24 protein-coding genes are annotated in these 24,879 nt (G+C 70.8%); 8 read left to right on the top strand and 16 right to left on the bottom strand.

The genetic code is table 11. From position 1 onward, the window contains the following. Nucleotides 1-57: 57 nt before the first annotated feature. Nucleotides 58-1,557, bottom strand: a complete 1,500-nt coding sequence (locus QF037_RS38640) for an SCO1417 family MocR-like transcription factor (RefSeq protein ID WP_307033412.1) — start codon at nt 1,555-1,557, stop codon at nt 58-60. Between the two features lie 99 nt (nt 1,558-1,656). Between QF037_RS38640 and yczE the strand changes: the two genes are divergently transcribed. The 4 genes from yczE to QF037_RS38620 all read left to right on the top strand — a co-directional run bounded on the left by yczE (nt 1,657) and on the right by QF037_RS38620 (nt 5,107). After that, the gene (yczE, locus tag QF037_RS38635) at nt 1,657-2,310 is read left to right on the top strand and encodes a membrane protein YczE (protein WP_307033410.1); all 654 of its coding nucleotides are present in this window, start codon (nt 1,657-1,659) and stop codon (nt 2,308-2,310) included. Next, nucleotides 2,307-3,074: a glycerophosphodiester phosphodiesterase gene (locus QF037_RS38630; protein WP_307033408.1), complete on the top strand. Its 768-nt coding sequence runs from the start codon at nt 2,307-2,309 to the stop codon at nt 3,072-3,074. Before yczE ends, QF037_RS38630 begins: the two co-directional genes overlap by 4 nt. Before the next feature lie 56 nt (nt 3,075-3,130). After that, nucleotides 3,131-4,477, top strand: coding sequence for an MFS transporter (locus QF037_RS38625; RefSeq protein ID WP_307033406.1), 1,347 nt, complete (start codon nt 3,131-3,133; stop codon nt 4,475-4,477). Nucleotides 4,478-4,732: 255 nt separating this feature from the next. Further along, entirely contained in the window at nt 4,733-5,107 is a 375-nt protein-coding gene (locus QF037_RS38620; protein ID WP_307033404.1) for an RNA polymerase-binding protein RbpA, read from the top strand. 105 nt (nt 5,108-5,212) lie between these two features. Here the strand turns inward: QF037_RS38620 and fxsA are convergent, their stop codons facing one another. From fxsA to QF037_RS38600, 4 genes are all read right to left on the bottom strand, one after another. Beyond that, nucleotides 5,213-5,767, bottom strand: coding sequence for an FxsA family membrane protein (gene fxsA, locus QF037_RS38615; protein WP_307033402.1), 555 nt, complete (start codon nt 5,765-5,767; stop codon nt 5,213-5,215). A 78-nt stretch (nt 5,768-5,845) separates the two neighbouring features. Continuing rightward, nucleotides 5,846-6,640, bottom strand: a complete 795-nt coding sequence (locus QF037_RS38610) for a polyprenol monophosphomannose synthase (RefSeq protein WP_046262069.1) — start codon at nt 6,638-6,640, stop codon at nt 5,846-5,848. Nucleotides 6,641-7,177: 537 nt separating this feature from the next. After that, the gene (locus QF037_RS38605; RefSeq protein WP_307033400.1) at nt 7,178-8,776 is read right to left on the bottom strand and encodes an amidohydrolase; all 1,599 of its coding nucleotides are present in this window, start codon (nt 8,774-8,776) and stop codon (nt 7,178-7,180) included. A gap of 148 nt (nt 8,777-8,924) precedes the next feature. Beyond that, nucleotides 8,925-9,365, bottom strand: coding sequence for an Lrp/AsnC family transcriptional regulator (locus tag QF037_RS38600; protein ID WP_030677853.1), 441 nt, complete (start codon nt 9,363-9,365; stop codon nt 8,925-8,927). A 268-nt stretch (nt 9,366-9,633) separates the two neighbouring features. On the opposite strand from QF037_RS38600, the gene QF037_RS38595 reads away from it, so the two are divergent. Beyond that, nucleotides 9,634-10,068 (top strand): hypothetical protein, encoded by a 435-nt coding sequence (locus QF037_RS38595; protein WP_307033397.1) that lies wholly within the window; start codon nt 9,634-9,636, stop codon nt 10,066-10,068. A 148-nt stretch (nt 10,069-10,216) separates the two neighbouring features. Here QF037_RS38595 and QF037_RS38590 read toward each other — a convergent pair whose 3' ends face one another. Together QF037_RS38590 and QF037_RS38585 are read right to left on the bottom strand one after the other, a co-directional pair. Further along, a complete protein-coding gene (locus tag QF037_RS38590) occupies nt 10,217-11,146 on the bottom strand; it encodes a hypothetical protein (RefSeq protein WP_307033396.1) in 930 nt (309 codons plus the stop codon). A gap of 341 nt (nt 11,147-11,487) precedes the next feature. Further along, the gene (locus QF037_RS38585) at nt 11,488-12,696 is read right to left on the bottom strand and encodes an acyl-CoA dehydrogenase family protein (protein ID WP_307033394.1); all 1,209 of its coding nucleotides are present in this window, start codon (nt 12,694-12,696) and stop codon (nt 11,488-11,490) included. 335 nt (nt 12,697-13,031) lie between these two features. Here QF037_RS38585 and QF037_RS38580 point away from each other — a divergent pair, with 335 nt between their 5' ends. Beyond that, on the top strand, nt 13,032-14,270 hold the full coding sequence (locus QF037_RS38580) for a glycoside hydrolase family 18 protein (protein ID WP_307033392.1): 1,239 nt from the start codon (nt 13,032-13,034) through the stop codon (nt 14,268-14,270). A 65-nt stretch (nt 14,271-14,335) separates the two neighbouring features. Here the strand turns inward: QF037_RS38580 and QF037_RS38575 are convergent, their stop codons facing one another. From QF037_RS38575 to QF037_RS38565, 3 genes are all read right to left on the bottom strand, one after another. Then, the gene (locus QF037_RS38575) at nt 14,336-14,998 is read right to left on the bottom strand and encodes a TetR/AcrR family transcriptional regulator (RefSeq protein ID WP_307033390.1); all 663 of its coding nucleotides are present in this window, start codon (nt 14,996-14,998) and stop codon (nt 14,336-14,338) included. Between the two features lie 62 nt (nt 14,999-15,060). Continuing rightward, nucleotides 15,061-15,201 carry an SCO1431 family membrane protein gene (locus tag QF037_RS38570; protein ID WP_307033388.1) on the bottom strand — a complete coding sequence of 47 codons (141 nt, stop codon included), beginning with the start codon at nt 15,199-15,201 and terminating at the stop codon, nt 15,061-15,063. Between the two features lie 99 nt (nt 15,202-15,300). After that, nucleotides 15,301-16,665, bottom strand: a complete 1,365-nt coding sequence (locus QF037_RS38565; RefSeq protein WP_307033386.1) for a peptidase C39 family protein — start codon at nt 16,663-16,665, stop codon at nt 15,301-15,303. Between the two features lie 434 nt (nt 16,666-17,099). Between QF037_RS38565 and QF037_RS38560 the strand changes: the two genes are divergently transcribed. Together QF037_RS38560 and QF037_RS38555 are read left to right on the top strand one after the other, a co-directional pair. Further along, on the top strand, nt 17,100-17,720 hold the full coding sequence (locus tag QF037_RS38560; RefSeq protein WP_307033384.1) for a uridine kinase family protein: 621 nt from the start codon (nt 17,100-17,102) through the stop codon (nt 17,718-17,720). Between the two features lie 433 nt (nt 17,721-18,153). Continuing rightward, nucleotides 18,154-20,019, top strand: a complete 1,866-nt coding sequence (locus QF037_RS38555) for an AAA family ATPase (protein WP_307033382.1) — start codon at nt 18,154-18,156, stop codon at nt 20,017-20,019. Nucleotides 20,020-20,148: 129 nt separating this feature from the next. Here QF037_RS38555 and QF037_RS38550 read toward each other — a convergent pair whose 3' ends face one another. From QF037_RS38550 to ribH, 6 genes are all read right to left on the bottom strand, one after another. Then, the gene (locus QF037_RS38550) at nt 20,149-21,219 is read right to left on the bottom strand and encodes a hemolysin family protein (RefSeq protein ID WP_307033380.1); all 1,071 of its coding nucleotides are present in this window, start codon (nt 21,217-21,219) and stop codon (nt 20,149-20,151) included. Further along, nucleotides 21,216-22,544, bottom strand: a complete 1,329-nt coding sequence (locus QF037_RS38545) for a hemolysin family protein (protein ID WP_307033379.1) — start codon at nt 22,542-22,544, stop codon at nt 21,216-21,218. The genes QF037_RS38550 and QF037_RS38545 overlap by 4 nt, the downstream gene beginning before the upstream one ends. A gap of 175 nt (nt 22,545-22,719) precedes the next feature. Beyond that, nucleotides 22,720-23,163: a PH domain-containing protein gene (locus QF037_RS38540; RefSeq protein WP_307033377.1), complete on the bottom strand. Its 444-nt coding sequence runs from the start codon at nt 23,161-23,163 to the stop codon at nt 22,720-22,722. Between the two features lie 14 nt (nt 23,164-23,177). Beyond that, entirely contained in the window at nt 23,178-24,035 is an 858-nt protein-coding gene (gene hisG, locus QF037_RS38535) for an ATP phosphoribosyltransferase (protein ID WP_307033375.1), read from the bottom strand. A 47-nt stretch (nt 24,036-24,082) separates the two neighbouring features. Further along, entirely contained in the window at nt 24,083-24,355 is a 273-nt protein-coding gene (locus tag QF037_RS38530; RefSeq protein ID WP_307033373.1) for a phosphoribosyl-ATP diphosphatase, read from the bottom strand. Between the two features lie 34 nt (nt 24,356-24,389). Continuing rightward, complete coding sequence (ribH, locus tag QF037_RS38525; protein ID WP_086764975.1) at nt 24,390-24,875, bottom strand: 6,7-dimethyl-8-ribityllumazine synthase; 486 nt, start codon at nt 24,873-24,875, stop codon at nt 24,390-24,392. Nucleotides 24,876-24,879 lie beyond the last annotated feature (4 nt).

Here is a 24,879-nt window from a genome sequence, read left to right as displayed (position 1 = left end):
GCGGCGGCAGCCGCACATCGACACAGCCCCGCGCCCCTCAGGTGGATCCAGTCGGCGTCATGCCACAAATGTGCGCGGCGCTTCGCCGCCTCCGGTCCCCCCGCTCTCCACGACCCGAGCCGCAGCGGCCAACCTCGCCGCCGCCTCCTCCGCCACCGCTCCCCCCACGGTGAACGGCAGCCGCACATACCCCTCGAAGGCGCCGTCCACCCCGAACCGGGGCCCGGACGGCACCCGGACTCCCACCCGCTCGCCGGCCTCGGCGATCCGCGACCCGGACAGACTGCCGGCGCGCACCCACAACGTCAGCCCACCCCTGGGCACCTCGAACTCCCACGTCGGCAGCTCCCGGCGCACCGCCGCGACCAGGGCGTCCCGGTTCTCCCGTGCCTGTCCACGCCGAATGTCCACAGCCTGCCCCCAGCCCCCCGTACTGAACAGCCAGTTCACGGCCAGCTGCTCGACCACGGGCGTCCCGAGATCGGCGTAGGCGCGTGCCGCGACCAGGCTGCGGATGATGTCCGGGGCCGCGCGCACCCATCCGATGCGCATGCCCGCCCAGAAGGCCTTGCTGGCCGAGCCGACCGTGATCACCGTGGACCCGGCGGGATCGAACCCGCACACGGGCCGCGGCATCTCGACCCCCTCGTCCAGCCACAGCTCGCTCATCGTCTCGTCGGCGACCAGCACCGTCCCCGCCGACCGGGCCGCGTCCACCAGCTGGCGCCGCTGGTCGTCGTCGGCCAGGGCTCCGGTCGGGTTGTGGAAGTCGGCGACGATGTACGCGATCCGGGGCGCCGCGTCCCGCAGCACCTGCCGCCAGCGGTCCATGTCCCAGCCGGTCAGGCCCTCGGCCATCGCGACGGGCACGAGCCGCGCGCCGGCCTCACGCATCAGCTGGAGGATGTTGGCGTACGACGGCGACTCGACGGCGATGCGCTCGCCGCGGCCTGCGAAGAGATGGCAGATCGCGTCGATGGCGCCCATCGCCCCGGTCGTCACCATGATCTGCTCGGGCATCGTCGGGATCCCGCGCGCGGTGTACCGGTCGGCGATCATCGAGCGCAGCGCGGGCAGCCCCGCCGGGTAGTCGCCATGGGTGTGGGCGTACGGCGGCAGCTCCTCCAGGGCGCCCTGGACGGCGCGGGTCAGCCACGGCTCGGGCGCGGGAAGCGCCGCACAGCCCAGGTCGATCACCGAGCCCAGCGCCTCGGGCGGCAGCGGCTCCAGGCCACGTGCCGGCAGCGGGTTGCCCGCCGGAACGGCGGTCCAGCTGCCGGCCCCGCGCCGCGACTCGAGGAAGCCCTCGGCGCGCAACGCCTCGTACGCCGCCGCCACCGTCGTCCGGCTGACGGACAGCGACAGCGCCAGCTCGCGTTCGGCGGGCAGCCGGGCGGCCACCGGGACACGCCCCTCCAGCACCAGCAGCCGGATGCCGTCGGCGAGCGCCCGGTAGGCGGGCGGGCGGCGCGTGCCGGGGCCCGCGGGACGGTCCTGCTGGGAGTTGAGCAGTCGGGCGAGCTGCGCCGCTCCCACCGCCGAGGTCCACTGCGCCATGGAAATCAGTCCACCTTCCCCGAATTGGCCATGGATGATCCTTCCACCCAAGCCACAGGGTGTCATGCACCAGGCCACCACGACCACAGGGGGCACCACTTGTCCGCACAGAGCCGGCTCGGGCGTCGGCTGATCCAGCTGTACGCCGGTCTCGCCCTCTACGGAGGGAGTTCCGCGCTGCTCGTCGAGGCAGGCCTGGGGCTGGAGCCCTGGAACGTGCTGCACCAGGGCCTCGCCGAGCTGACGGGCCTCACGATCGGCGTCGTGTCGATCTTCGTGGGCGCGGCGGTGCTCCTGCTGTGGATCCCGCTGCGCCAGCGCCCGGGCCTCGGCACGGTCTCCAACGTCTTCGTGGTCGGCATCGCCATGGACGGAACGCTCGCCGCGATGCCCGAGGCCCACACGCCGGCCGTGCGGATCCTCCTTCTCCTGGCGGGCATCCTGCTCAACGGGGTGGCCACCGGCCTCTACATCGCCGCCCGCTTCGGGCCGGGACCCCGGGACGGTCTGATGACCGGCCTGCACCAGCGCACCGGCCGCTCGATCCGTCTGATGCGGACGGCCGTCGAGATCGCGGTCGTCGCGACCGGCTTCGCCCTCGGCGGCACCATCGGCATCGGCACGGTGCTCTACGCGGTGTCCATCGGCCCGCTCGCCCAGCTCTTCCTGCGGATGTTCGATATCCCCTCGGCATCGGACAGCAGCACGGTCGTTGCCACCGGGCAACCCCGGCGCGCCATACTGCGTCGGTGAGCACCCGGATACGCCACCCCTACCTCGACCATCCCGGCCCGATCCCCTTCGCCCACCGGGGCGGCGCGGCGGACGGTCTGGAGAACACCCTGCTGCAGTTCCGGCGGGCGATCGAGACCGGCTACCGGTATCTGGAGACCGACGTCCACGCCACGGCGGACGGGAAGCTCGTCGCCTTCCACGACAGCACCCTGGACCGGATGACCGACGGGGCGGGCCTGATCGCGGAGCTGCCCTGGGCGGAGGTGCGGCACGCGCGTGTGGCGGGCAAGGAGCCGGTGCCGCTCTTCGAGGATCTCCTGGAGACGTTTCCCAAGGCCCGCTGGAACATCGACCTCAAGGCCGAGTCGGCGCTCCATCCGCTCCTGGAGCTGATCGGGCGCACCGGCGCCTGGGACCGGATCTGCGTCGGCTCCTTCTCCGAGGCCCGGGTCGTGCGCGCCCAGCGCCTTGCCGGCCCGCGCCTGGCGACCTCGTACGGCACCCGGGGCGTCCTCAATCTGCGGCTGCGCTCCTGGGGTGTGCCGGCCGCGCTGCGTGTTTCCGCGGTCGCCGCCCAGGTGCCCGAGGCGCAGAACGGCATCCAGGTCGTCGACGACCGTTTCGTGCGGACCGCGCACGCGCGCGGGCTGCAGGTGCACGTGTGGACCATCAACGATCCCGGCGCCATGCACCGGCTCCTGGACCTGGGAGTGGATGGCATCATGACCGATCACATCGACATGTTGCGCAAGGTCATGGAGGACCGGGGCGTCTGGGTCTGACAGCCCACGCTCCCCTGGAACCGCGGACTGGGCGCGGGACCAGCGAGGGGGCCGGGTTGGGCATCGACGCCATACGGACGACGGGCGCCGACGAGGCCGCCGAGCGACGGCGCGAACAGCGCGGCTGGTACTTCTACGACTGGGCGTGCTCCGTCTACTCGACGAGCGTGCTCACCGTGTTCCTCGGCCCGTATCTGACCTCGGTGGCGGAGAAGGCCGCCGACGCGGACGGATACGTCCACCCTCTGGGCATTCCGGTGCGGGCCGGCGCCTTCTTCGCGTACTCGGTGTCCTTGTCAGTGATCGTGGCCGTGCTGGTCATGCCCCTGGTCGGCGTGGCGGCCGATCGCACGGGCCGCAAGAAGCCGCTGCTGGCGGCCGCCGCCTACACCGGGGCCACGGCGACGGCGGCCATGTTCTTCCTCGGCGGCGACCGCTATCTGCTGGGCGGCGTCCTGCTCATCGTCGCGAACGCCGCGTCGGCCGTCGGGGCGATGCTCTACAACTCCTACCTCCCGCAGATCGCCCCGCCCGAGGAACGCGACGCGGTCTCCTCCCGGGGCTGGGCCTTCGGCTACGCGGCGGGCTCGCTGGTGCTGGTGGTGAACCTGGTCCTCTACACCGCCCACGACTCCTTCGGCCTCTCGGAGGGCATGGCCGTCCGGATCTGTCTGGCGTCGGCGGGGCTGTGGTGGGGTGCCTTCACCCTCGTACCGCTGCGGAGGCTGCACGATCGCCGGATGCCGCAGCAGGAGGCGACCGCGCCCGGATTCCGCCAATTGGCGGCCACCGTCCGCGACATGCGCCGCCACCCGCTGACGCTCTCCTTCCTCCTGGCGTACCTCGTCTACAACGACGGCATCCAGACCGTGATCTCCCAGGCGTCCGTCTACGGTTCCGAGGAGCTCGGCCTCGGCCAGTCGACGCTCATCGGTGCCGTTCTGCTCGTCCAGGTGCTGGCGGTGGCGGGCGCGCTGGGCATGGGCCGGTTGGCCCGTGTGTACGGCGCGAAGCGCACGATCCTCGGTTCGCTGGTGGCCTGGACGCTGACCCTGGGGGCCGGCTATTTCCTGCCCGCCGGGGCGCCGGTGTGGTTCTTCGTACTGGCCGCCGGGATCGGCCTGGTCCTCGGCGGCAGCCAGGCCCTGTCCCGCTCCCTGTTCTCCCACCTCGTCCCGCCGGGCAAGGAGGCCGAGTACTTCTCGGCGTACGAGATGAGCGACCGCGGCATGAGCTGGCTGGGCCCGCTTCTGTTCGGGATCACCTACCAGCTGACCGGAAGTTATCGGGACGCGATCATCTCGCTGGTGATCTTCTTCATCCTGGGGTTCTGCCTGCTCGCACGGGTTCCGGTGCGCCAGGCGATCAGCGACGCGGGAAATCCCGTTCCGAAGAAGATTTAGCGTTCAGCGGCAAAGGGCGGTAGTGTACGCGTTTGGCCTGCCAGGCGTACCGTTACTGCGCGTCAAAGATGCCGAAACGCTGGGTGACATCTGCTAGCAGATGTGACAAAGCGGGCGTAGGTGGGTACAACAAGGGGCGGCTACGACGGCGACGCATGACCCGGAACGGGAATCTTTACCGCCGACCGGACGTTGACCGGATGACGACGACAGCGACACCTGTCCTGTGGGCGACAAGCCCGGGAGGCACGATTCATGAGTGAGCGAGCTCTTCGCGGCACGCGCCTCGTGGTGACCAGCTACGAGACGGACCGCGGCATCGACCTGGCCCCGCGCCAGGCCGTGGAGTACGCATGCGAGAAGGGACATCGCTTTGAGATGCCCTTCTCGGTCGAGGCGGAGATCCCGCCGGAGTGGGAGTGCAAGGTCTGCGGGGCCCAAGCACTCCTCGTGGACGGCGACGGCCCTGAAGAAAAGAAGGCCAAGCCCGCGCGTACGCATTGGGACATGCTGATGGAGCGGCGCACCCGCGAGGAACTCGAAGAGGTCCTCGCGGAGCGCCTGGCCGTTCTGCGCTCAGGGGCGATGAACATCGCGATTCACCCCAGGGACAGCCGCAAGTCCGCGTAGTCCCGCCACGGTTTGGCGGAACACAACGCAATATCGAGACCGCGGGCGCCGTACTTCCTGTACGGCGCCCGCGGTCTCGTGCGTTCGGCGCGAGCCGAGCGGGGCTCAGCCCATCAGCGGAGGACGCGGCTCCCGGGGCGCGTCCCCGGGCTCGTCCCGGATGACCTCGCCCTGGACGACCTTGCCGTCGGGGCGTTGCATACGGGCCTGCTGGAAGGCATCGCCCAGGGTGCCCGGGGCGGCTTCGCGGAGCTTGCGCTCGAAGGTGCGCTCCGCACGGCGGGCGATGACCTTCTGGACCGGCGGAATCAGCAGGACCAGGCCCACCGCGTCCGAGATCAGACCGGGGAGCATGAGCAGGAGCCCGCCCAGCATCAGCAGACCGTTGCCACCGCCGCCGGAGGGGGCCGTGCCGCGCTGCAGGGCCTCGTTGAGGTTCTGGAAGGCCCGCCGGCCGGCCCGCTTGATGACCACCGCGCCGAGCACGAGACCGGCGAGCAGCAGCAGGAACACCAGGAACCCGCTGGTGGCGCCCGCCACCACGGTCAGCAGCCAGATCTCCAGCACCAGCCACGCGGCGATCCCCAGCGGCAGGAAGGTGCGCAGCCGGGAGCGCGGGGGCCGGGCGGGGTACGTCGGGGTCGGAGCGCCAGTCGTCATGTGTCCAGTGTGCCTGGGCACGGCTCAGCGCGGGATAAGGGGACGATCAGCGGGGCCTGTACGGCCGTAGGGCCGCTGTCAGGCCTTCTTGTCGCGGCCCAGCACCTTGCCGACCCGCTCCCCCACGCCCCACGTGGTGACCCGCCACAGGGCCTCCACGAGGATGTCGCGGCTCATCTTGGAGTCGCCGTGCTCGCGCTCGACGAAGGTGATGGGGACCTCGACGACGTGGTAGCCGGCCTTGATCGCGCGGCGGGCCAGGTCGACCTGGAAGCAGTAGCCCTGCGAGGCGACCTCGCCGAGGCCGAGGCCTTCGAGGGTTTCGCGGCGGAAGGCGCGGTAGCCGCCGGTGACGTCCCGGATCGGGACGTCGAGCAGGACGCGCGAGTAGAGGCTGCCGCCGCGGGAGATGAACTCGCGGGACTTCGGCCAGTTCACGACCCGGCCGCCGGGCACCCAGCGGGAGCCGAGGACCAGGTCGGCACCCTTGAGGGCGGTCAGCAGACGGGGCAGTTCCTCGGGCTGGTGGGAGCCGTCGGCGTCCATCTCGACCAGGACGCCGTAACCGTGCTCCAGACCCCAGGCGAAGCCCGCGAGGTAGGCGGCGCCGAGGCCCTCCTTGCCCTTGCGGTGCAGGATCTGGACATGATCGTCGGTGGCTGCCAGCTCGTCGGCGAGCTTGCCGGTGCCGTCGGGGCTGTTGTCGTCGGCGACGAGGACGTGTGCCTCGGGGACGGCCTTGCGCACCCGGTCGACGATCGACTTGATGTTCTCGGCCTCGTTGTAGGTCGGAATGATCACCAAGGCGGTGCCGAGCGGGCCGAACTGCCTCCCGTGGCCCTGTGCCGCGAGGGTCCCGTCGCCGTCGTTCACTGCTGCCCCTTCAGGTTCGTACGCAGGCGTCCACCATAGTGGGCGCCGCCTGGGCCGACGTGACAGGACGTTCGTATGGTGGTGTCGTTTTAACAAAAGCGGGGTAAGAACGCGCTTCTCGGCAGCTGTGCGTCCTGCGGATGGGGGCCCGGCGCCCTTCGGGCCGACCTGGGACCCGCTGGCTGCGGATCGACCGAAAGCCGTTGTCTACTGAGCGCCCGGGCCCCACCCGGGTCACACCTCCCCGACCGGCCGGAACGTTCCCCTCGCGGCGGGGCGGGCGCTGAGCCTGGCTGCCAGTGGCGGTGCCCGGTGCGGCACACCGTCCCTGACCCAGCGGCGCGGCGACGAGTTGACGGACGTTCCCCGGTCGGGCGTCCGGTGGTGGACTGGGCCGAACCTACCGGCCCCCTGCCGTCGGCTGTCAACAGCCGTTTGAGCTGCGCATCTTCAGTCAAAGCCCTGGTCAGCGCGGAGGATACGCAGGTCGCAAGACGGGGCGGCGGCGCCCGATCGGAGCCGCGCCACCCCGGGAGATCACTCGCCCGGCCCTACGAACACGGTCCGGCCGCCCACCACGGTGCGCAGGCAGACCGGGAGGTCGGCGCCCGGCGACAGATCGGGCAGGCCGGGGGTGCCGGAGCGAGGGTCGGTCGACCAGCGGGCGACGCGGTCGTCGGGAGCCTGGACGACGAGCTCGTCCGTGCGCCACACCGCGTAGTCGGCGGGCGCTCCCGGCACCAGGACACCCGCGTCGTCCCGGCCGATCGCCCGCCAGCCGCCCCGCGTGTGGGCCGTGAACGCGGCGCGCACGGAGACGCGGTGCCCGGGCGTGCGGTGGAAGGCGGCGGCGCGGACCGTGCCCCACGGGTCGAGCGGGGTGACGGGGCTGTCGGAGCCGAAGGCGAGCGGCACGCCTGCCTTCAGGAGGGCCGCGAAGGGGTTCAGGGCGCGCGCCCGCTCCACGCCCAGGCGCTGGGCGTACATGCCGTCCTCGCCGCCCCACAGCGCGTCGAAGGCGGGCTGCACGGAGGCCGTCAGGCCCAGGTCGGCGAAGGCGGCGATGGTCTCGGGGGTGAGCATCTCGGCGTGCTCGACGCGGTGCCGGGCGGCGCGGACACGGGCCAGGCCGACCTTCTCGGCGGCGGCGCGCATGCCCTCGACCACGGAGATCACCGCGGCGTCGCCGATCGCGTGGAACCCCGCCTGGAGGCCCGCCTCGGTACAGGCGACGACGTGCGCGGCCACGGCGGCCGCGTCCAGGTAGGCGGTGCCGGTGTGCCCGGCGTCGGTGTACGGCTGGTGCAGACAGGCGGTGTGGGAGCCGAGGGCACCGTCGACGAACAGGTCGCCGGCCGCGCCCAGAGCGCCCAGCTCCCGCACCTTGTCGACGTCCTGCTCCGCCCAGTAGCCCACGACCCGCGGTCCGGCCCCCTCGGCGGCGAGCCGCAGCAGGCCGGTGAAGTCGTCCTCGGAGGAGATCTCGGGGCCGGCACATTCGTGGACCGAGCCGATGCCGAGGGAGGCGGCCCGGGCGAGCGCGGTGCGCTGCGCCTCGACGCGCTGGGCCGGGGTGATCGCGGCCAGGGCGGTGGCGCGTACGGCGTGGTGGGCGTCGGCGGTGAGCGGGCCGTCGGGGCGCCCCAGGGACGTCATGTCGAGCAGGGCGGTGGTCACGACCGCCGAGTGGACGTCGATACGGGACAGATAGAGGGGGCGGCCTCCGGTGGCCTCGTCCAGCTCCGCGCGCGTGGGCGGCCGTCCGCCGGGCCAGCGGGCCGCGTCCCAGCCGTGCCCCAGCAGGACGCGGTCGTCCGGGCGGGAGCCGGCGAAGTCCCGCACGCGCGCGAGAGCAGCCTCCAGCGAGGGCGCGTCGGACAGGTCCAGGCCGGTCAGCGCGAGGCCGGTGGAGGTGGTGTGCACATGCGCGTCGGTGAACGCGGGCGTGACCAGGGCACCGTCCAGATCGACGACCTCGCCTACCCCGTCCGTGAAGGCGTCAGCGGCCCCTTCCGAGCCGACCCAGGCGACTTGGCCACGCTCGACGACCATCGCGGTGGCGAAGGGATCGGCGGGGCTGTGGACCTCTCCTCGACGGAGCAGGACAGTCTTGGGCGCGGGGCTGGACTCACTCATGGGGAACAGTCTCGCGTGTTGTCCGGACGGTCCGGGACAGGGGGCGCCTTCAGCACCCCTCAGGGGCGCGGGGCTGTGTCGATTTGCGGCTACCGCCGCGTGGGCGCGACCGGCCACAACCGACCCGCGCCCGCCGACGGGACACCACTCAGATCCTCGGTGGGCGAGCCTCGTACGGCGTCGACAGCACCACAGTCGTCCGCGTCGACACCCCTGCCAGCGACCGCAGCCGGGCCAGCAACTCCTCCAGCTCGTGCGGCGTGGCCACCCGCACCTTGAGGATGTAGTTCTCGTCGCCCGCGACGCTGTGGCAGGCCTCGATCTCCGGCACCCCCGCGAGGCGCTCGGCGATGTCGTCCGGCGCACTGGGATCGAACGGTTTCACCGAGATGAACGCGGTCATGGGCAGCCCGACGGCCTCGGGGTCGACAACGGCGGCGTACCCACGGATGACGCCACGCTGTTCCAGCCGGCGCACCCGCTGGTGCACGGCCGACGTGGACAGGCCCGTGGCCTTGCCGAGGTCTGTGTAGCTCATCCGCCCGTCCTTGACGAGCAGCTGCACGATCTGACGGTCCAGCTCCTCCATGGCGCAAGAACCTACAGTGCCGTTGATCTCCTCGGATACCTGAGCGGCGCAGGTCATACCCGGTTCGTGATGTGGCCGAGAGCTACCTGTGAGCCATCTGAGGGACAAAGCGGCCGCCCCGGGCATCTGCAAGCGGCATGTGACGAACGCCACAGCGCCCGAACAGTCTCCGTGATGTTCTCGTGATTACCGCCGAGACGGGGCGGGAAGTGCTTGCTGTGGTCGAGGCCGCAGTGCCTTCACGGCCCAGCCCGAGGGGGAGAACCCAATGCAGAGTCTTAAGCGTCCTGGTCGTACCGCACCCAAGCGACTCCAGGCGGTAGTCGAGCCCGAGCCGGAGGGCGTCGAACCCGACGCCCTCGACGACGAACTCGACGCGTACGACACCTTCGAGATGTTCCGGGTGGTCTGCCCGGACTGCGCGCAGCCCATCGCGCTGCTGGCGGACGAGGAGGTCCTGCCGGAGCACGCGCTGTGCGCCTCGCCCTGGAACCCGTTCGGGCTCACGGTCTGCGCCGGCACCGGCCGCCGCGCCTCCGACGCGCGGGCCGCGGACGAGGACCTGGAGCCCCAGGAGCAGGACACCGCCCTGCTGTTGACGCTCCCTCAGGGCCTCGACTGGAGGACCCAGCCCTTCTCGCACGTCGGCGGACCGGGCTCGCGCCCCATGAGGGTCCCCGTGATGCGGCGCGACGCCGCCTGAGCGCGCACCGGTAGCGGAAACCGCCTCGCTCAATCCCAGTACCTGCGCCATGGCTCCCAGGCCGGTCCGATTAGCCAACAGTAGTCGCGCCATGGCAGAGTGTGACGAGGGTGCCCGACGCCCATGCGACGCCGGGCACCCTCCCCAGTCAGAGCGAACGCACCTGACTGGCCAGCGTCCGGAGGGACGTGCCCACGCGGGCCAACGGCTTTGCTCGTTGGTACCAGGGCACGAAGGCGATCGGCACCACCGGGATCGCTCCCGCCTCGCCGGTCAGAGACGCTGCCGTGGTGCAGGTTCGGCAGCAGTTGCACCTGATGGCCCCGCACGAGGTTGCCTCGCGCGGGGCCAGGGCCATCATCTCCCAGTTCCAGGACGGCCGCGGGTTCGAATCCGTCGTAGACGACGTTTCCGATGCGCGCGTCACCCCAGTTGAGGACAGTCGGGCCCGGATCGGCGGGCCGGAGGTGCTCCAGCCGGTCGAAGCCAACCTCGATGAGCGGTGAGCGTGCGAGGCCGTCGACGACCCATTCGTCATAGGCGAGTTGGGCAGCCACGTGGCGGCGCGGCGCGTCGCCCTCGCCGGGCAGCTCGAGGAACTCGGCCTCCCGCAGGGGCACTTGGTCGTGCAGCCCACGAAGCGACGCCCTTCCAAGGTGAGCCGGGCGCCCCGGCGCTGCACATGGCGGGGCTCCCACAGGGCGGGGAAGGCGGCGGTCCAGGTCAGGTCGTACGACAACGAGTCGTCGTCGCAGACGAGGCGCAGCCGGTGCAGCGGCCGCTCGACCTCGATCCTCAGCGGCCCCACCGCGAGCCGCATCCGGTCCTCGCCGAGCGCGTCCGAGGCCCGCACCGCGTGCAAGGTGTCCCCCACCCGCAGCGTCGCGTACGCGTCGATCACCCCCAGGTTCGGGTACACCCCGAGCCCCACGATCAGCAGCGCCCGCCCCTCGTGATCGAGGACATGGAAGATGCACCGGTCGTAGGCGTTCCGGTCCCCCGTCGCCACGTGTTTCATGGAGAGCGGCACCTGGTGCACCGGGTACTCGTCGAGCGGTACGGGACGGTCGTCGGCCACGGCGCACCTCCCTGGAGGCGGCTGGGCTGACGGTACGTCAGACCGCCGTAGGTGGCCAGGTATCGTGCCGCACGACGTCCGCGAACTCACGGTCGATTCCGTCGGCGGGTGACCTGTCCGGCCGTCACCGCGTTGCCCTGGTATGACCCCCACATATACAGCGACCGGGCGTCAACGCCGAGTGTTCGTGCCGCCGCCCGCAGAATCGGTTCCGCCGCCGCAGGACCCGCCCATCTACCGGGATCTGCTGCGCACCTGGGCCGACCGGGGCCGGACCCTGCCGGGGCGCCACGACCCGGAGTGGGTCCGGCTCGCGGCGCCGCAGGTCAGGCCGGGTCAGTTCAGCGCGTCTCCGGACCCGCTAGATGACGGGCGATGACCATCCGCTGGATCTGATTGGTGCCCTCGACGATCTGGAGGACCTTGGCCTCGCGCATGTAGCGCTCGACCGGGAAGTCCGCGGTGTAGCCGTATCCGCCGAGGACCTGCACGGCGTCGACGGCGACCTTCATCGCGGTGTCGGTGCAGTGCAGCTTGGCCATCGCGGCCTGCTTGGCGAAGGGCCGGCCGGCGTCCCGCAGCCGCGCCGCCGCCAGGTACAGCGCGCGGCCCGCCTCGATCTGGGTCGCCATGTCGGCGAGCATGAAGCGCAGTCCCTGGAAGTCCGCGATCGGCTTGCCGAACTGCCGTCGCTCGGTCGCGTACGCCACCGCTTGGTCCAGCGCCGCCTGCGCCACACCGATCGCGCAGGCCGCGATGCCGAGCCGCCCGGAGTCGAGCGCGGCCAGGGCGATCGCGAAGCCCTGCCCCTCCTCGCCGATGCGCCGGTGGTCGGGGACGCGGACGCCGTCGAGGTGGACCTGGGCGGTGGGCGAGCCCTTCATGCCCATCTTCTTCTCCGGCACCGCCCCGCTCAGCCCCTCGGCGTCACCGGGCACGAGGAAGGCGGTGATCCCGCGGGCGCCCTCCTCGCCGGTGCGCGCCATGACGGTGTAGAAGTCGGCGATACCACCGTGCGTGATCCAGGCCTTGGTACCCGTGATGACCCAGTCTCCCCCACTCTCGGCTGCGCTCGAGCGGGAGGGGCCCCCATCCTCCCGCACGGCCTTGGTGCGCAGGCTCGCGGCGTCCGAGCCGGACGAGGCCTCGGAGAGGCAGTACGCGCCGAGGAGTCCGCCGCCGAGCATCGCGGGCAGATGCTCGGTCCGCTGTTCCTTGGTGCCGTAGGCGGCGAGCGCGTAGGAGGCGAGCGTGTGCACGCTGACGCCGAGACCGACGGTCAGGCGGGCCGCGGCGAGTTCCTCGAGGACCTGGAGGTAGACCTCGTAGGGCTGGTCGCCGCCGCCGTACTCCGAGTCGTAGGGCAGTCCGAGCAGTCCGGACCGCGAGAGCAGGGTGAACACCTCCCGCGGGAAGCGTCCGGCGTCCTCCTCCTCGGCCGCCTTCGGGGCGATCTCCCGCTGCGCGATGTCGCGGACGAGCGAGATCAACTCCCGGGCCTCGTCCGTGGGCAGTTGACGATCCACCGGCTGCGGGGCGCGGTCGGGCATGAGGACGCTCTCCTCCCTGTGTAGGGCACATCGGCGTGCGCCTTTGGATGGAGGCGGCTCCGCCGGGTCTTGCCGAGGGCTTGGCCGATGGTCGCACTTTCGGGTCTCGGAAGCTGTTGACCAGCGGCTCTGCGCTGTGAGTATGCCCGATCGGAGTCATCGAGTCACCAGTTAACGACCGCTTACTTCAGGAAACCTACCCGGAATCCGCCGGTCCTCGAAATTGGTCCGAACCATTGACGCACTGGTCTAGTCCTCCTACTGTTCCGAACCAACGCCTTACCGCGTCCATGCCAATCGACGCACGCTCCCTCACCCCCACGAGGAGACACTCGATGCACGACTCCCCTCGTCCCCGCGCCCGGTTCCGGGCGCTCGTGTCCGCCGCGTGTTGCGCGGTCCTCGGCGCCGGACTGCTCGCCGGCGCGGGCACCGCGACCGCCGAACCCGCGGCGAAGCCCGCGGTGAAGGCCGGCTCCAAGGTCGTCGGCTACTTCACCGAGTGGGGCACCTACGACCGCAAGTACTACGTCAAGAACATCGAGACCTCCGGCTCCGCGGCGAGGCTCACGCACATCAACTACGCCTTCGGCAACGTCACCGGCGGCAAGTGCGCGATGGGCGACTCCTACGCGGCCACCGAGCGGACCTACACCGCCGCCGAGTCCGTGGACGGTGTCGCCGACACCTGGGACCAGCCGCTGCGCGGCACCTTCAACCAGCTGCGTGAGCTGAAGAAGAAGCACCCGGGCCTGAAGGTCATCTGGTCCTTCGGCGGCTGGACCTGGTCGAGCGGCTTCGGCGAGGCCGCGAAGAACCCGGCCGCGTTCGCGCAGTCCTGCTACGACCTGGTCGAGAACTCGAAGTGGGCCGATGTCTTCGACGGCATCGACATCGACTGGGAGTACCCGAACGCCTGCGGCAACACCTGCGACACCAGCGGCCGGGCGGCCTTCAAGAACCTGATGTCGGCACTGCGGGCCAAGTTCGGCTCCGGCAACCTGGTCACCGCGGCGATCACGGCCGACGCCACCCCGGGCGGCAAGATCGACGCGGCGGACTACGCGGGTGCGGCGCAGTACGTCAACTGGTACAACCCGATGACCTACGACTACTTCGGCGCCTGGGCGGCGACCGGGCCGACGGCTCCGCACTCGGCGCTCACCTCGTACAGCGGTATCCCGCAGGCGGGTTACCACACGTCGGCGACCATCGCGAAGCTCAAGGGCCTCGGTATCCCGGCCTCGAAGCTGCTGCTCGGCCTCGGCTTCTACGGACGCGGCTGGACCGGCGTCACCCAGTCGGCACCGGGCGGCACGGCGACCGGCCCGGCGGCGGGGACGTACGAGGCGGGCTTCGAGGACTACAAGGTGCTCAAGACGAAGTGCCCGGCGACCGGCACGGTGGGTGGCACGGCGTACGCCAAGTGCGGGAACAACTGGTGGAGTTACGACACCCCGTCGACCATCGCCACGAAGATGACATACAAGAACCAGCAGGGGCTGGGCGGCACGTTCTTCTGGGAGCTGAGCGGGGACACCGCGGGCGGTGAGCTGATCAAGGCGATCAACTAGCCGGGCCCGAGCGGGACTTGGGGCGGGGGGACCACGAGCCCTCCGCCCCTCCGCGTGGTCCGGCGTCAGGTGTCCCGGCGGGCCGGGGCGGGGGCCGGACAGTCGGGGTCCAGCTCCTCGATCGCGCGCATGGTGGCGCCGAGCGTCTTCACCAGGAGTTCGCGCATGGTGTCGCGGGTGAGCTGGGCCGGGCGGTCGATCCAGTCGAGCGTGGCGCCCTCGACGCTGCACACCCAGGCGAACAGGCCCATGCGGGCCAGCGGTGAGATGTCGGTACGGCCGTACGCCCCGTCGGCGATGGTCGCGACGATCGCCTCACGCACACTGTCCCGGATGGCGTGCACCTCGGCGTCGAAGCCGACCCCGCCGCTGACGACGGTGCGGTACGCGGCCTGGTTGTGCTCGGCGAAGCGCAGATAGCTGTCGATCGTGCGCTGGACCCGGTCCACCTGGGGCAGCTGGAGGCCGCTCGCCGCGAAGGTGACCAGGTCGGCGACGGAGTCCTGGATGATGGCCAGGTAGTAGCCGCGCTTGGACTGGAAGTAGTAGTAGATCAGCCCTTTGGCGACATGCGCCTGGCGGGCGATGTCGTCCATCGAGAGCGCGTCGTAGGACGTGTCGGCGAACAACCTCCGCCCGATCGCGATGAGCTCGGCTCGGCGGGCAACCGAACGATCAGTACCGCGCGCCTTGGGACGAGCGCCGTCACGCTGCTGGCTGATATTCAATTTCGACCCTGGTCTCAACGGGGCGGGACACCCGCAGTATGTCAGGTCAACTATGGATCAGGTCACAGCAGACCGAGCTGGGTCACGAGCATCGCGACCACCACGACGAGGGTCCAGCCCATGACGTGCTCGAGGGCCTTCGGGCCGTCTTCCTTGGGCCCGCCGGTGCGGACACGGGCGGCGGTGGCTGAGTTCGCAGTCATGTGTCCACCTTGCCACCGACCAGGGCCTTTGCGGCAGAGACGTCGGTCACAGGGGAAAGGCCCCGGTTTCCCGGGGCCTTGACCTGCTTGCTGTGTGACTCAGCGCACACCCACCGCTGCGAGGGCCTTGCACTGCCGCGCGGTCGGCTTCGCCGGGAAGTAGAGGTAGCAGACACCGCCGGTGCCGGAGACGACCTTGCCACTGGCGTTGTACCGCTTGGTGCGGAGCCAGATGTTCTCCCACTCGGCCCGCTTGTAGACCCGTCGCACCGCCTCGTCGCTGGGCGAGGCCGGGTCGTTGGCGATCACGTCGCCGTCGGCGGTGAAGCCGATCACGGTCATCAGATGGCCGGAGGTGCCGTAACCCGCGTCCGTCAGCTCCTCCTTGAGGAAGGACTGGGACGTTATGGCCGGGATGCCGGCCGCGATCAGCGTCTCCAGGTCGGTGAGGGAGCCGAGCCGGGTGACCACGCCCTGGAGGTCCTTGAAGGTCGCCGCGTAGGCCGCGTTGAACGGCCAGTTCCCGCAGCCCGCGTACTGATAGTCGAACGTGTACCGGGCCGCATGGCACACCTGCGGATCGGCGTAGGTCGGATCGACCCAGGCGAGCTGCTCCCGGGTGAGCCGGCCGCCCCAGTACTCGATGATCATCTGCGAGGAGGTGGGGCTGCACCAGGCCTCGCCGCCGTTGTCGTACTCCGGGTACTGGCCGGCGTGGATCTCCTGCGAGTAGCGCGGGACGATCAGCTCCTGGGCGAGGCCGGGCGTGGAGGCCGGGACGGTGAAGCGGTCCGGGATGTCGGAGCCCATCGCGCCGAGCCGCCACGCCGTGGGGGTCTTCTTGGTGCCCGGCTTGCGGTAGAGGGTCAGCCGCAGTCGGTACGAGGTGAGGCGCAGGCCCGTCGCCGGGTCGTCGACGGCGAAGGTGTCCGTCCAGATGCTGCTCTTGTCGTCGGTCTGGTCGTCGACCGAGGTCCGCCGGATGTCCTGGTCGCCGGCGGCCCAGCGGCCCATGACGTACCAGGGGGTGTCCGTGCCGTCGGAGTAGGTCCCCTTCAGCTCGACCTGGAGCCAGGTGCCGTCCGGGGTGTGCGCGTTCCAGGACGCGATCGCCTCGGTGGCGGGGACGGCGAGCCTGTGGACGGGGGACGTCCAGGTGGCGTACTCCCAGGCAGCCGTCTTCCCGGTGTGCGGGTCCGTGTAGTCGACGCTGCCCGCGGCGGCGCCGATCACCACCCCCGGCCGGGGACCGGCGACGGCACGGGCGCCCTTCGCGCTGCCGCCGCGCCAGTCGGCGTACGTGGTCCAGAAACGGTTGTCGACGAGGCGGGGTTGCGCCCGGTCGGTGTCCGCTGCGTCGGTCGTGCCGTCGGCGGCGGTCGCCGGGCTCGCCGCGCCGGCCACCGCTGCGGCGACCGCGGCGGCCAGGACGGTTCTGCGGGACGGCTGTTCGGCTCTGCTCATGGGCGGAATGACCCCCAAGTGGTCCGAGTCTGGGCAGGTCCACTGCACGGTTGTGCGCCAACTATGGCCAAAGCCGCACGGTCCTGCCAGCACTTCGGGCCATGCCACGCCCACGAATATGGGACTGGACCACTGACATGACCTGCGACGGCGTATCCCCGCACCGCCGGTACTGCCGCGGCAGGCAACGTTTGCCCCGTCGCGACGCCCGGCACGCACTCTCGCCGCACCGGCCGAAAGCCCAAGTACGTCCAGTACGAGGGCTTCCGGCCGGCACGCCGAGAGCACGCTCCCCCACCCTCGAACCGCGCTTCGCACGGCTCGGGCGGGAGGGACCCCCACGACGCCGCTCCTTGACGGGCAAACGTTGCCTGCCGCGGCACTAGAGTGCTGACCGCTCCCCGTCGGACTCGTGAAAGCTCCAGGACTCGGCCATGCGCGCCCTCGCCGACCACCTCCGCGGCCTCCCGCCGTCCTGCGGCCCGGTCCGCCTGATCGCCGTCGACGGTCACGCCGGCTCCGGAAAGTCCACGTTCGCCGGACGGCTGGCGGCCGCGCTGGGCGACGCGCCGGTGCTGCACCTCGACGACATCGCGAGCCATGACGAGCTGTTCGGCTGGACCGGCCGACTGCTGACCCAGGTGATCGAGCCGCTCCGCCACGGCGAGACCGCGCACTATGCCCCCTACGACTGGCACACCCGCCGCTTCGGCCCGCCCCGCGCCCTCCCGGCGGCGCCCGTGGTCCTCGTCGAAGGCGTCGGAGCGGGCCGCCGCGTGATGCGCCCGCATCTGGCGCGGCTGCTGTGGATGGAGTTGCCCCGCGAGGAGTCCTGGACGCGTGGCAGGTCGCGGGACGGGGAGGAGCAGCGGGAGTTCTGGGCCGAGTGGGTCCGGGCCGAGGCCGAACACTTCGCCGGTGACCCCTCGCGCCCCTCTGCCGACCTTCTGGTGCGGCAGGGAAAGCAGGGGTACGAGGTGCTCCCGGGACCTTCCGGGACGGTTGGACCGGACCACAAAATCACTCTGGGTGACGGACCATCCGCTGTGTGCTGAACTTGTGAAGGCCCTTGCTTCTGAACTTCCCGGAGTGCTTCAACTCGGCTTGACCGGGGGGCCGTACAGGACTTACGTTCTGAATGTGCGGCCTTCAGCGGCCGCCCTCAGACGCGAAGCCCCCGGTTGTTCCCCCGTGATCGGGGGCTTCGTTCTGCCCTCAACTTCTTTTCCGGGTGCTGCGAGCCGTTATTCGCTCACCCTGGGTCACCATTGTGTGTGCGCCCCGTCTGCTCCCACCTCGCCAAACGGCCTGTGCGGCACCCTTCGGTGGGCCGTACCCCCGCAGGTACGATGCCCTCGGTGCGACCTACGGACGGGCAGCTCTGCGCACCGTTGCAACTCCGGTCCGCAGCAAGGCTGTTCGATCAAGGAGGTCGGCGGGCGACGGCCCGGTGACTCACCAACGGGGGCACGGTTTGTGGGGGACGTGATGGACTTCGGCACGCAGGGCCCGCAGGCCCCGGCCGACCTCGCCTGGCTGCGAGGTGTGGATGCCTACACGATGGGCGCCTATCCGCAGGCGGAGGAGGAGTTCCGCGCCGCGGTGCGGATGGACCCGGGAATGGCCGACGGCTGGCTCGGGCTGCACGCGTTGCGCGTCGACACGACGACCGCGCTGCTGCGGATGTTCCGGCACCGGGAGCGCTTCGGGGAACAGCGGGCCCGGCACCGTCGCACCCTCAACTCCTGGTACTGGCTGGGCTGGTGGGTGCAGCCCGTGCTGGAGAGCCCGCGCGACCTGCTGCTCGCGCACGCCTCGCACTGGCTGGACGGACGCCATGTCCCGGAGCTGGACCGGGCCCTCGCGAGCCTGCCGCCCGTGGACACCGACGCCCAGGTGCGTTTCCTGCACGCCTGTCGCGCCTATCTGGTCAAGGACTGGGACCAGCTCGTGCGGCACACCGACCCGCTGATCGACGATTCCCTGCTGGGCATCGAGGCGGGTCTGTTCGGCGGCATGGCCCGGGTGCGCCTGGAGATGTTCGGACAGGCCGAGCCGCTTCTCTCGGCGGCCCTGATGCGCTGTCGCAGCGAACAGCCCCAGCGCAAGGAGCTGCGCTACTGGCTCGCCCGCGCGCACGAAGGCACCGGCCGCTCCGCCGCCGCCCTCCCCCTCTACCGTGCCGTGCACCGCGTCGACCCGGCGTTCATGGACACCTCGGCCCGGCTCGCCGCGATCTCCGAGGGCGATGGCTACGACGACGCCGCGGCGGACCTCGCCTCGATCGCCCTCTCCGGCGCCCAGGACGTCCTGGAGGGACCGGACGGCCTCGACCCGCTCTTCGGCGGCACCGACGGACGTGACCTCAAGTTCTCCGACCCCGACCTGCCGCCCGCCGGCCCGCTGCCCTCGGTGACCGACCCTTCGGTGCGCGAGAAGATCGTCCCGACTCAGGCGCTGCCCGCCGGCCCCACCGACCCCGTCTTACTGGAGGAGGCGCTCACCGAACTCGAGCGCATGGTGGGGCTGGAACCCGTGAAACGCCAGGTCAAGGCGTTGTCGGCCCAGCTGAACATGGCGCGGCTGCGCGCCGGGCAGGGTCTGCCGGTCCAGCCGCCCAAGCGGCACTTCGTCTTCTCCGGCCCCTCGGGCACCGGCAAGACCACGGTCGCCCGCATCCTGGGCCGCGTCTTCTACGCCCTCGGGCTGCTCGGCGGCGACCACCTCGTGGAGGCGCAGCGCGCCGACCTCGTCGGCGAGTACCTCGGACAGACCGCCGTGAAGGCCAACGAGCTCATCGACTCCGCGATCGGCGGGGTGCTCTTCGTGGACGAGGCGTACGCGCTCTCCAACTCCGGTTACGGCAAGGGCGACGCGTACGGCGACGAAGCCTTGCAGGTGCTGCTGAAGCGGGCGGAGGACAACCGGGACCACCTGGTCGTCATCCTCGCCGGTTACCCCGAGGGCATGGACCGGCTCCTCACCGCCAACCCCGGACTGTCCTCCCGCTTCACCACCCGGGTGGACTTCCCCTCGTACCGGCCCCTCGAACTCACCTCCATCGGCGAGGTGCTGGCCCATGAGAACGGTGACGTGTGGGACGAGGAGGCCCTCGACGAGCTGCGGTCGATCGCCGGGCATGTGGTGGACCAGGGGTGGATCGACGAGCTGGGGAACGGGCGGTTCCTGCGGACGCTGTACGAGAAGAGCTGCGCGTACCGGGATCTTCGGTTGTCGACCTATCCGGGGATGCTGACGCGGGACGACTTGTCGACACTGCGGCTGCCGGATCTTATGCAGGCGTACGGGGAAGTGCTGTCGGGGCGGGGTCCCCAGGATCCGTCGGCGATGTGAGCTCCGCCCAAGAGCACGGTGACTTCTGACGTCGCGCGACTGCGGGCCCGTCGTGGCTTGTCGCGCCCACGCGGCGGAGCCGCACATCGACACGGCCCCGCGCCCCTGGGTGGGTGCGGGGAACCCGCGTCAGCTCGGTACCGTTTCCTTCTGCTCGGCCATCCTCGGTTGCGGCGGTGTCTCCCGGTGGGCCGGGTCGGTCACCTCGCCCACCAGGAGTTCCAGTACGTCCTCCAAGGCCGCCAGGCCCAGGACCCTGCCCGACGCGTCCGTCACCTGGGCCAGGTGCGTCGCCGCTCGGCGCATGACCGTCAGGGCGTCGTCCAGGGGGAGCTCGGACCGCAGGGTCGTCATCTTGCGCCAGAGGTGCTGGGGCACCGCCCGCTCCGATTCCTCCAGGTCCAGTACGTCCTTCACATGCAGGTAGCCCATGAAGGCGCCGTTGTCGGCCACGACCGGGAAGCGGGAGTAGCCGGTGCGGGCCGTGAGCTCCACGACCTGGCCGGGTGTGACCGAGGGCCCCACCGTCACCAGTGACTCACGCTTCAGCAGGACGTCCGTGACCGGGCGGGAGCCCAGTTCCAGGGCGTCCTCGAGGCGTTCCTGCTCCTCGGGGTCCAGGAGGCCCGCCTGACCCGCGTCCTCCACCAGCCGGTTGAGCTGCTCGCTGGTGAAGACCGCCTCGACCTCGTCCTTGGGCTCGACGCGGAAGAGACGCAGGATGCCCTGGGCGCAGGCACCGAGGGCGATGGTGATCGGCCGGCAGACGCGGGCGAAGGCGACCAGACCGGGGCTCAGCCACAGCGCGGCCTTCTCCGGGGCGGCCATCGCGAGGTTCTTCGGGACCATCTCGCCGATGACGAGGTGGAAGAAGACCACCGCGGCGAGGGCGATGACATAGCCGAGCGGGTGGATCATGCCGTGCGGCATGTGGATCCACTCGAAGACCGGCTCCAGCAACTCGGCGACGGTCGGCTCGGCGACCGCGCCCAGCGTCAGCGAGCAGATGGTGATGCCGAACTGGGCCGCGGCCATCATCTGCGGCAGCCGTTCCAGGCCGTACAGCACCTGCCGGGCCCGGGCCGTGCCGAGCGGCTCGATCTGACTGCGCCGGACGGACACGAGGGCGAACTCGGCGCCGACGAAGAAGCCGTTGGCGAGCACGAGCAGGGCGGCGAACAGGAGTTGGAGCACGCTCATCGGGCGGCCTCCACAACCGCGGGGGCCGTCCTGACCATTCGTACGCGCTCGGCGCGGTAGTGCCCGACCTGGCGTACCGAGAGCCGCCAGCCGGGAAGTTCGGCCCGGTCGCCCACGGCCGGGATCCGGCCGAGCAGATCGGCGACGAGCCCGGCGACCGTCTCGTACGGTCCCTCGGGCACGTCGAGGCCTATGCGCTGGAGGATGTCGACACGGCAGCTGCCGTCGGCGTCCCAGGCGGGCTGGCCGTCCTCCGACGGGGCGGCGGCGAGTTCGGGGACGTCCAGACCGTCGTGCTCGTCGCGGACCTCGCCGACGATCTCCTCGACGATGTCCTCCAGGGTGACCACACCGGCCGTGCCGCCGTACTCGTCGACGACGACGGCGATGGGCTGCTCGCTGCGCAGCCGGGCCAGCAGCGGCTGGACCGGAAGGGTCTCCGGCACGAGCAGGGCCGGGCGGGCGATCCTGGCGACCGGGGTGCGCAGCCGGTCGTGGGCCGCAACGGCCAGCGCGTCCTTGAGGTGGACCATGCCGACGATTTCGTCGATCTTCTCCCGGTAGACGGGGAAGCGGGACAGGCCGGTGGCACGGGTCAGGTTGACCACGTCCTCGGCGGTCGCGGACACCTGGAGCGAACTGACCTTCACGCGCGGGGTCATCACGTGCTGTGCGGTCAGCTCGGCCAGCGACAGGGTCCGTACGAAGAGGTCGGCCGTGTCCTGTTCCAGGGCGCCGGCCTGCGCCGAGTGCCGGGCCAGGGAGACGAGCTCGCCGGGGGTGCGGGCGGAGGCCAGCTCCTCGGTGGGCTCGACGCCCAGGGCGCGGACGAGACGGTTGGCGACGGCGTTCAGCGCGGCGATGACCGGGCGGAACAGACGCGCGAAGGCGTGCTGCGGGCCGGCCACGAAACGTGCGACCTGCAAGGGCTTGGACACCGCCCAGTTCTTGGGCACGAGTTCGCCGATCACCATCTGCACGGCGGAGGCCAGCAGCATGCCGACGACCACGGTGACACCGGAGACGGCGCCCTCGGGGACACCGAGCGCGGCGAACGGGCCGTGCAGCAGCTCCGCGAGCGCCGGTTCGGCGAGCATGCCGACGACGAGAGAGGTGATGGTGATGCCGAGCTGGGTGCCGGAGAGCTGGAAGGAGAGCTCCTTGAGCGACTCCACGACCGTACGGGCTCGCTTGTCGCCCTCGGCCGCGGCCCTCTCGGCGTCCGGTCGCTCGACCGTCACGAGGCCGAACTCGGCGGCCACGAAGAAGCCGTTGGCGAGAATCAGCAGGAAGGCGGCTGCCAGGAGCAGCAGGGGGATGGTCATGCCGCCGCCTCGGTATGCCGGGAGGGGGCGGCGCAGGTACTACAGGACGATCCGTCCATCGCTGGAGGGAATCACTCCTCGGATAGCAGTGGGCCTCTGAGGACCGGGGGGAACCTCAGCGGCGGAGGCGCCAACGAAAACGCCTCCGCCAACAGATTAATCAAGACATGGCCCTCTACGGCAGATCCCCCGGGCCGCGGGACTCGACGAGGGCGCGCAGTGCGCGGGCGTCGGCGATGGCCTGCTGCTTGGCGATACCGGGCTGGATGCCGAGGGCGGGCAGGCTGGTGCCGTCGGTGAGGTTGAGGAACACCCAGGGGTCGCCGGGCCGGAGATTGACCTGGACGATCTCGGCCCAGTCGAGATGCCGCTTGCCGGCGATGTTCACGACGGTGACGCCGGACTCGTCGGCGACCACCTTCACCCGGGCGAGCAGGGCCAGCACACCGGCCAGGAGCGCGGCGGTGAAGATGAAGCTCAGGCGCTCGCCCGGGCCGAGCTTCTCCAGCAGCAGCGCGATCGCCGTGATGACCACGAAGAGCGCGACGGCGGCGGTGAGCAGGACGGCCCTGGTGCGGCCCGGCCGGAAGGTGACGGGGAGGGTGGGAACGTCGGACATGGCTGCGCGGCCCCTCAGAGACGGCAGGCGTGGATGGACGTCGTCAGGATCGCCCGTGCGCCGATGTCGTACAGGTCGTCCATGATCCGCTGCGCTTCCTTGGCCGGAACCATCGCACGGACGGCGACCCAGCCCTCGTTGTGCAGCGGGGAGACGGTCGGGGACTCCAGGCCCGGCGTCAACGCCACGGCCTTCTCGAGCTGCTCGACCCGGCAGTCGTAGTCCATCATCACGTACGTCCGGGCCACGAGGACGCCCTGGAGGCGGCGCAGGAACTGCTGGACCTTGGGCTCGCTCTCGGCGGAGGTGTCGGCGTCCACCCGGCGGATCACGACCGCCTCGGACTTCATGATCGGCTCGCCGAAGACCTCCAGGCCCGCGTTGCGCAGCGAGGTGCCGGTCTCGACGACGTCCGCGATGACCTCGGCGACACCGAGTTCGATGGCGGTCTCGACGGCGCCGTCGAGGTGGACGACGGAGGCGTCGACGCCGCTGTCGGCGAGGTGGCCCTCGACGATGCCCTCGTAGGAGGTGGCGACCGTCTTGCCCTTGAGGTCCTCGACGCCCTCGGCCGTGCCCGGCTTGGCGGCGAAGCGGAACGTGGAGCGGGCGAAGCCGAGCGGGAGGATCTCCTCGGCCTTGGCGCCGGAGTCGATCAGCAGGTCACGGCCGGTGATGCCGATGTCGAGGCGGCCGGAGGAGACGTAGATCGCGATGTCGCGGGGGCGGAGGTAGAAGAACTCGACCTCGTTCACCGGGTCGACGATCCGCAGCTCCTTGGACTCCCGGCGCTGCTGGTAGCCGGCCTCATGCAGCATCTCCGCCGCAGGGCCTGACAGGGAACCCTTGTTGGGGACGGCGATGCGCAGCATGAGGTCGGCTTCCTTCGCGTGACGGGGTGGGTGCGGAACGGACGGATTCACAGGTGGGCGTAGACGTCGTCCAGGGAGATGCCGCGGGCGACCATCATCACCTGGACGTGGTACAGCAGCTGCGAGATCTCCTCGGCGGCCGCCTCCTTGCCCTCGTACTCGGCGGCCATCCAGACCTCTGCGGCCTCTTCGACGACCTTCTTGCCGATGGCATGGACGCCCTTGCCGACCAGCTCTGCGGTGCGGGAAGTGGCGGGGTCGCCGGTGGCGGCCTTCTGCTGGAGCTCGGAGAAGAGCTCCTCGAACGTCTTATTGGACATGGTGACGCTCAGCCTATGCCACACCCGGGTTCCGTCAGCGCCACGGTTCAGATACTGAGCGGAGGGTGGCCGCCGTCGCCACGGCCGCCGTCACCGCCTCGTGCCCCTTGTCCTCGTTGGAGCCCTCGATGCCCGCCCGGTCCAGGGCCTGCTCCTCGGTATCGCAGGTCAGCACGCCCATGCCGATGGGGACTCCGGTGTCGACGGAGACCTGGGTGAGGCCCTGGGTCACGCCCTGGCACACGTACTCGAAGTGGGGGGTGCCGCCGCGGATCACGACGCCCAGGGCGACGATCGCGTCGTAGCCGCGGCCCGCGAGGACCTTGGCGACGACCGGGAGCTCCCAGCTGCCGGGGACCCGGAGCAGGGTCGGCTCGTCGATCCCCAGGTCGTGCAGGGCGCGCAGGGCGCCGTCCACCAGACCGTCCATCACCTTCTCGTGCCACTGCGCCGCGATGACGGCGACCCGCAGGTCACCCACGTTGCGTACGGACAGCTCCGGTGCACCCTTGCCGCTCACGTTC

This window comes from Streptomyces canus (assembly GCF_030815415.1).
GTDB classification, from domain to species: domain Bacteria; phylum Actinomycetota; class Actinomycetes; order Streptomycetales; family Streptomycetaceae; genus Streptomyces; species Streptomyces canus_F.
This window is presented reverse-complemented; position numbering and strand designations above follow the sequence as displayed.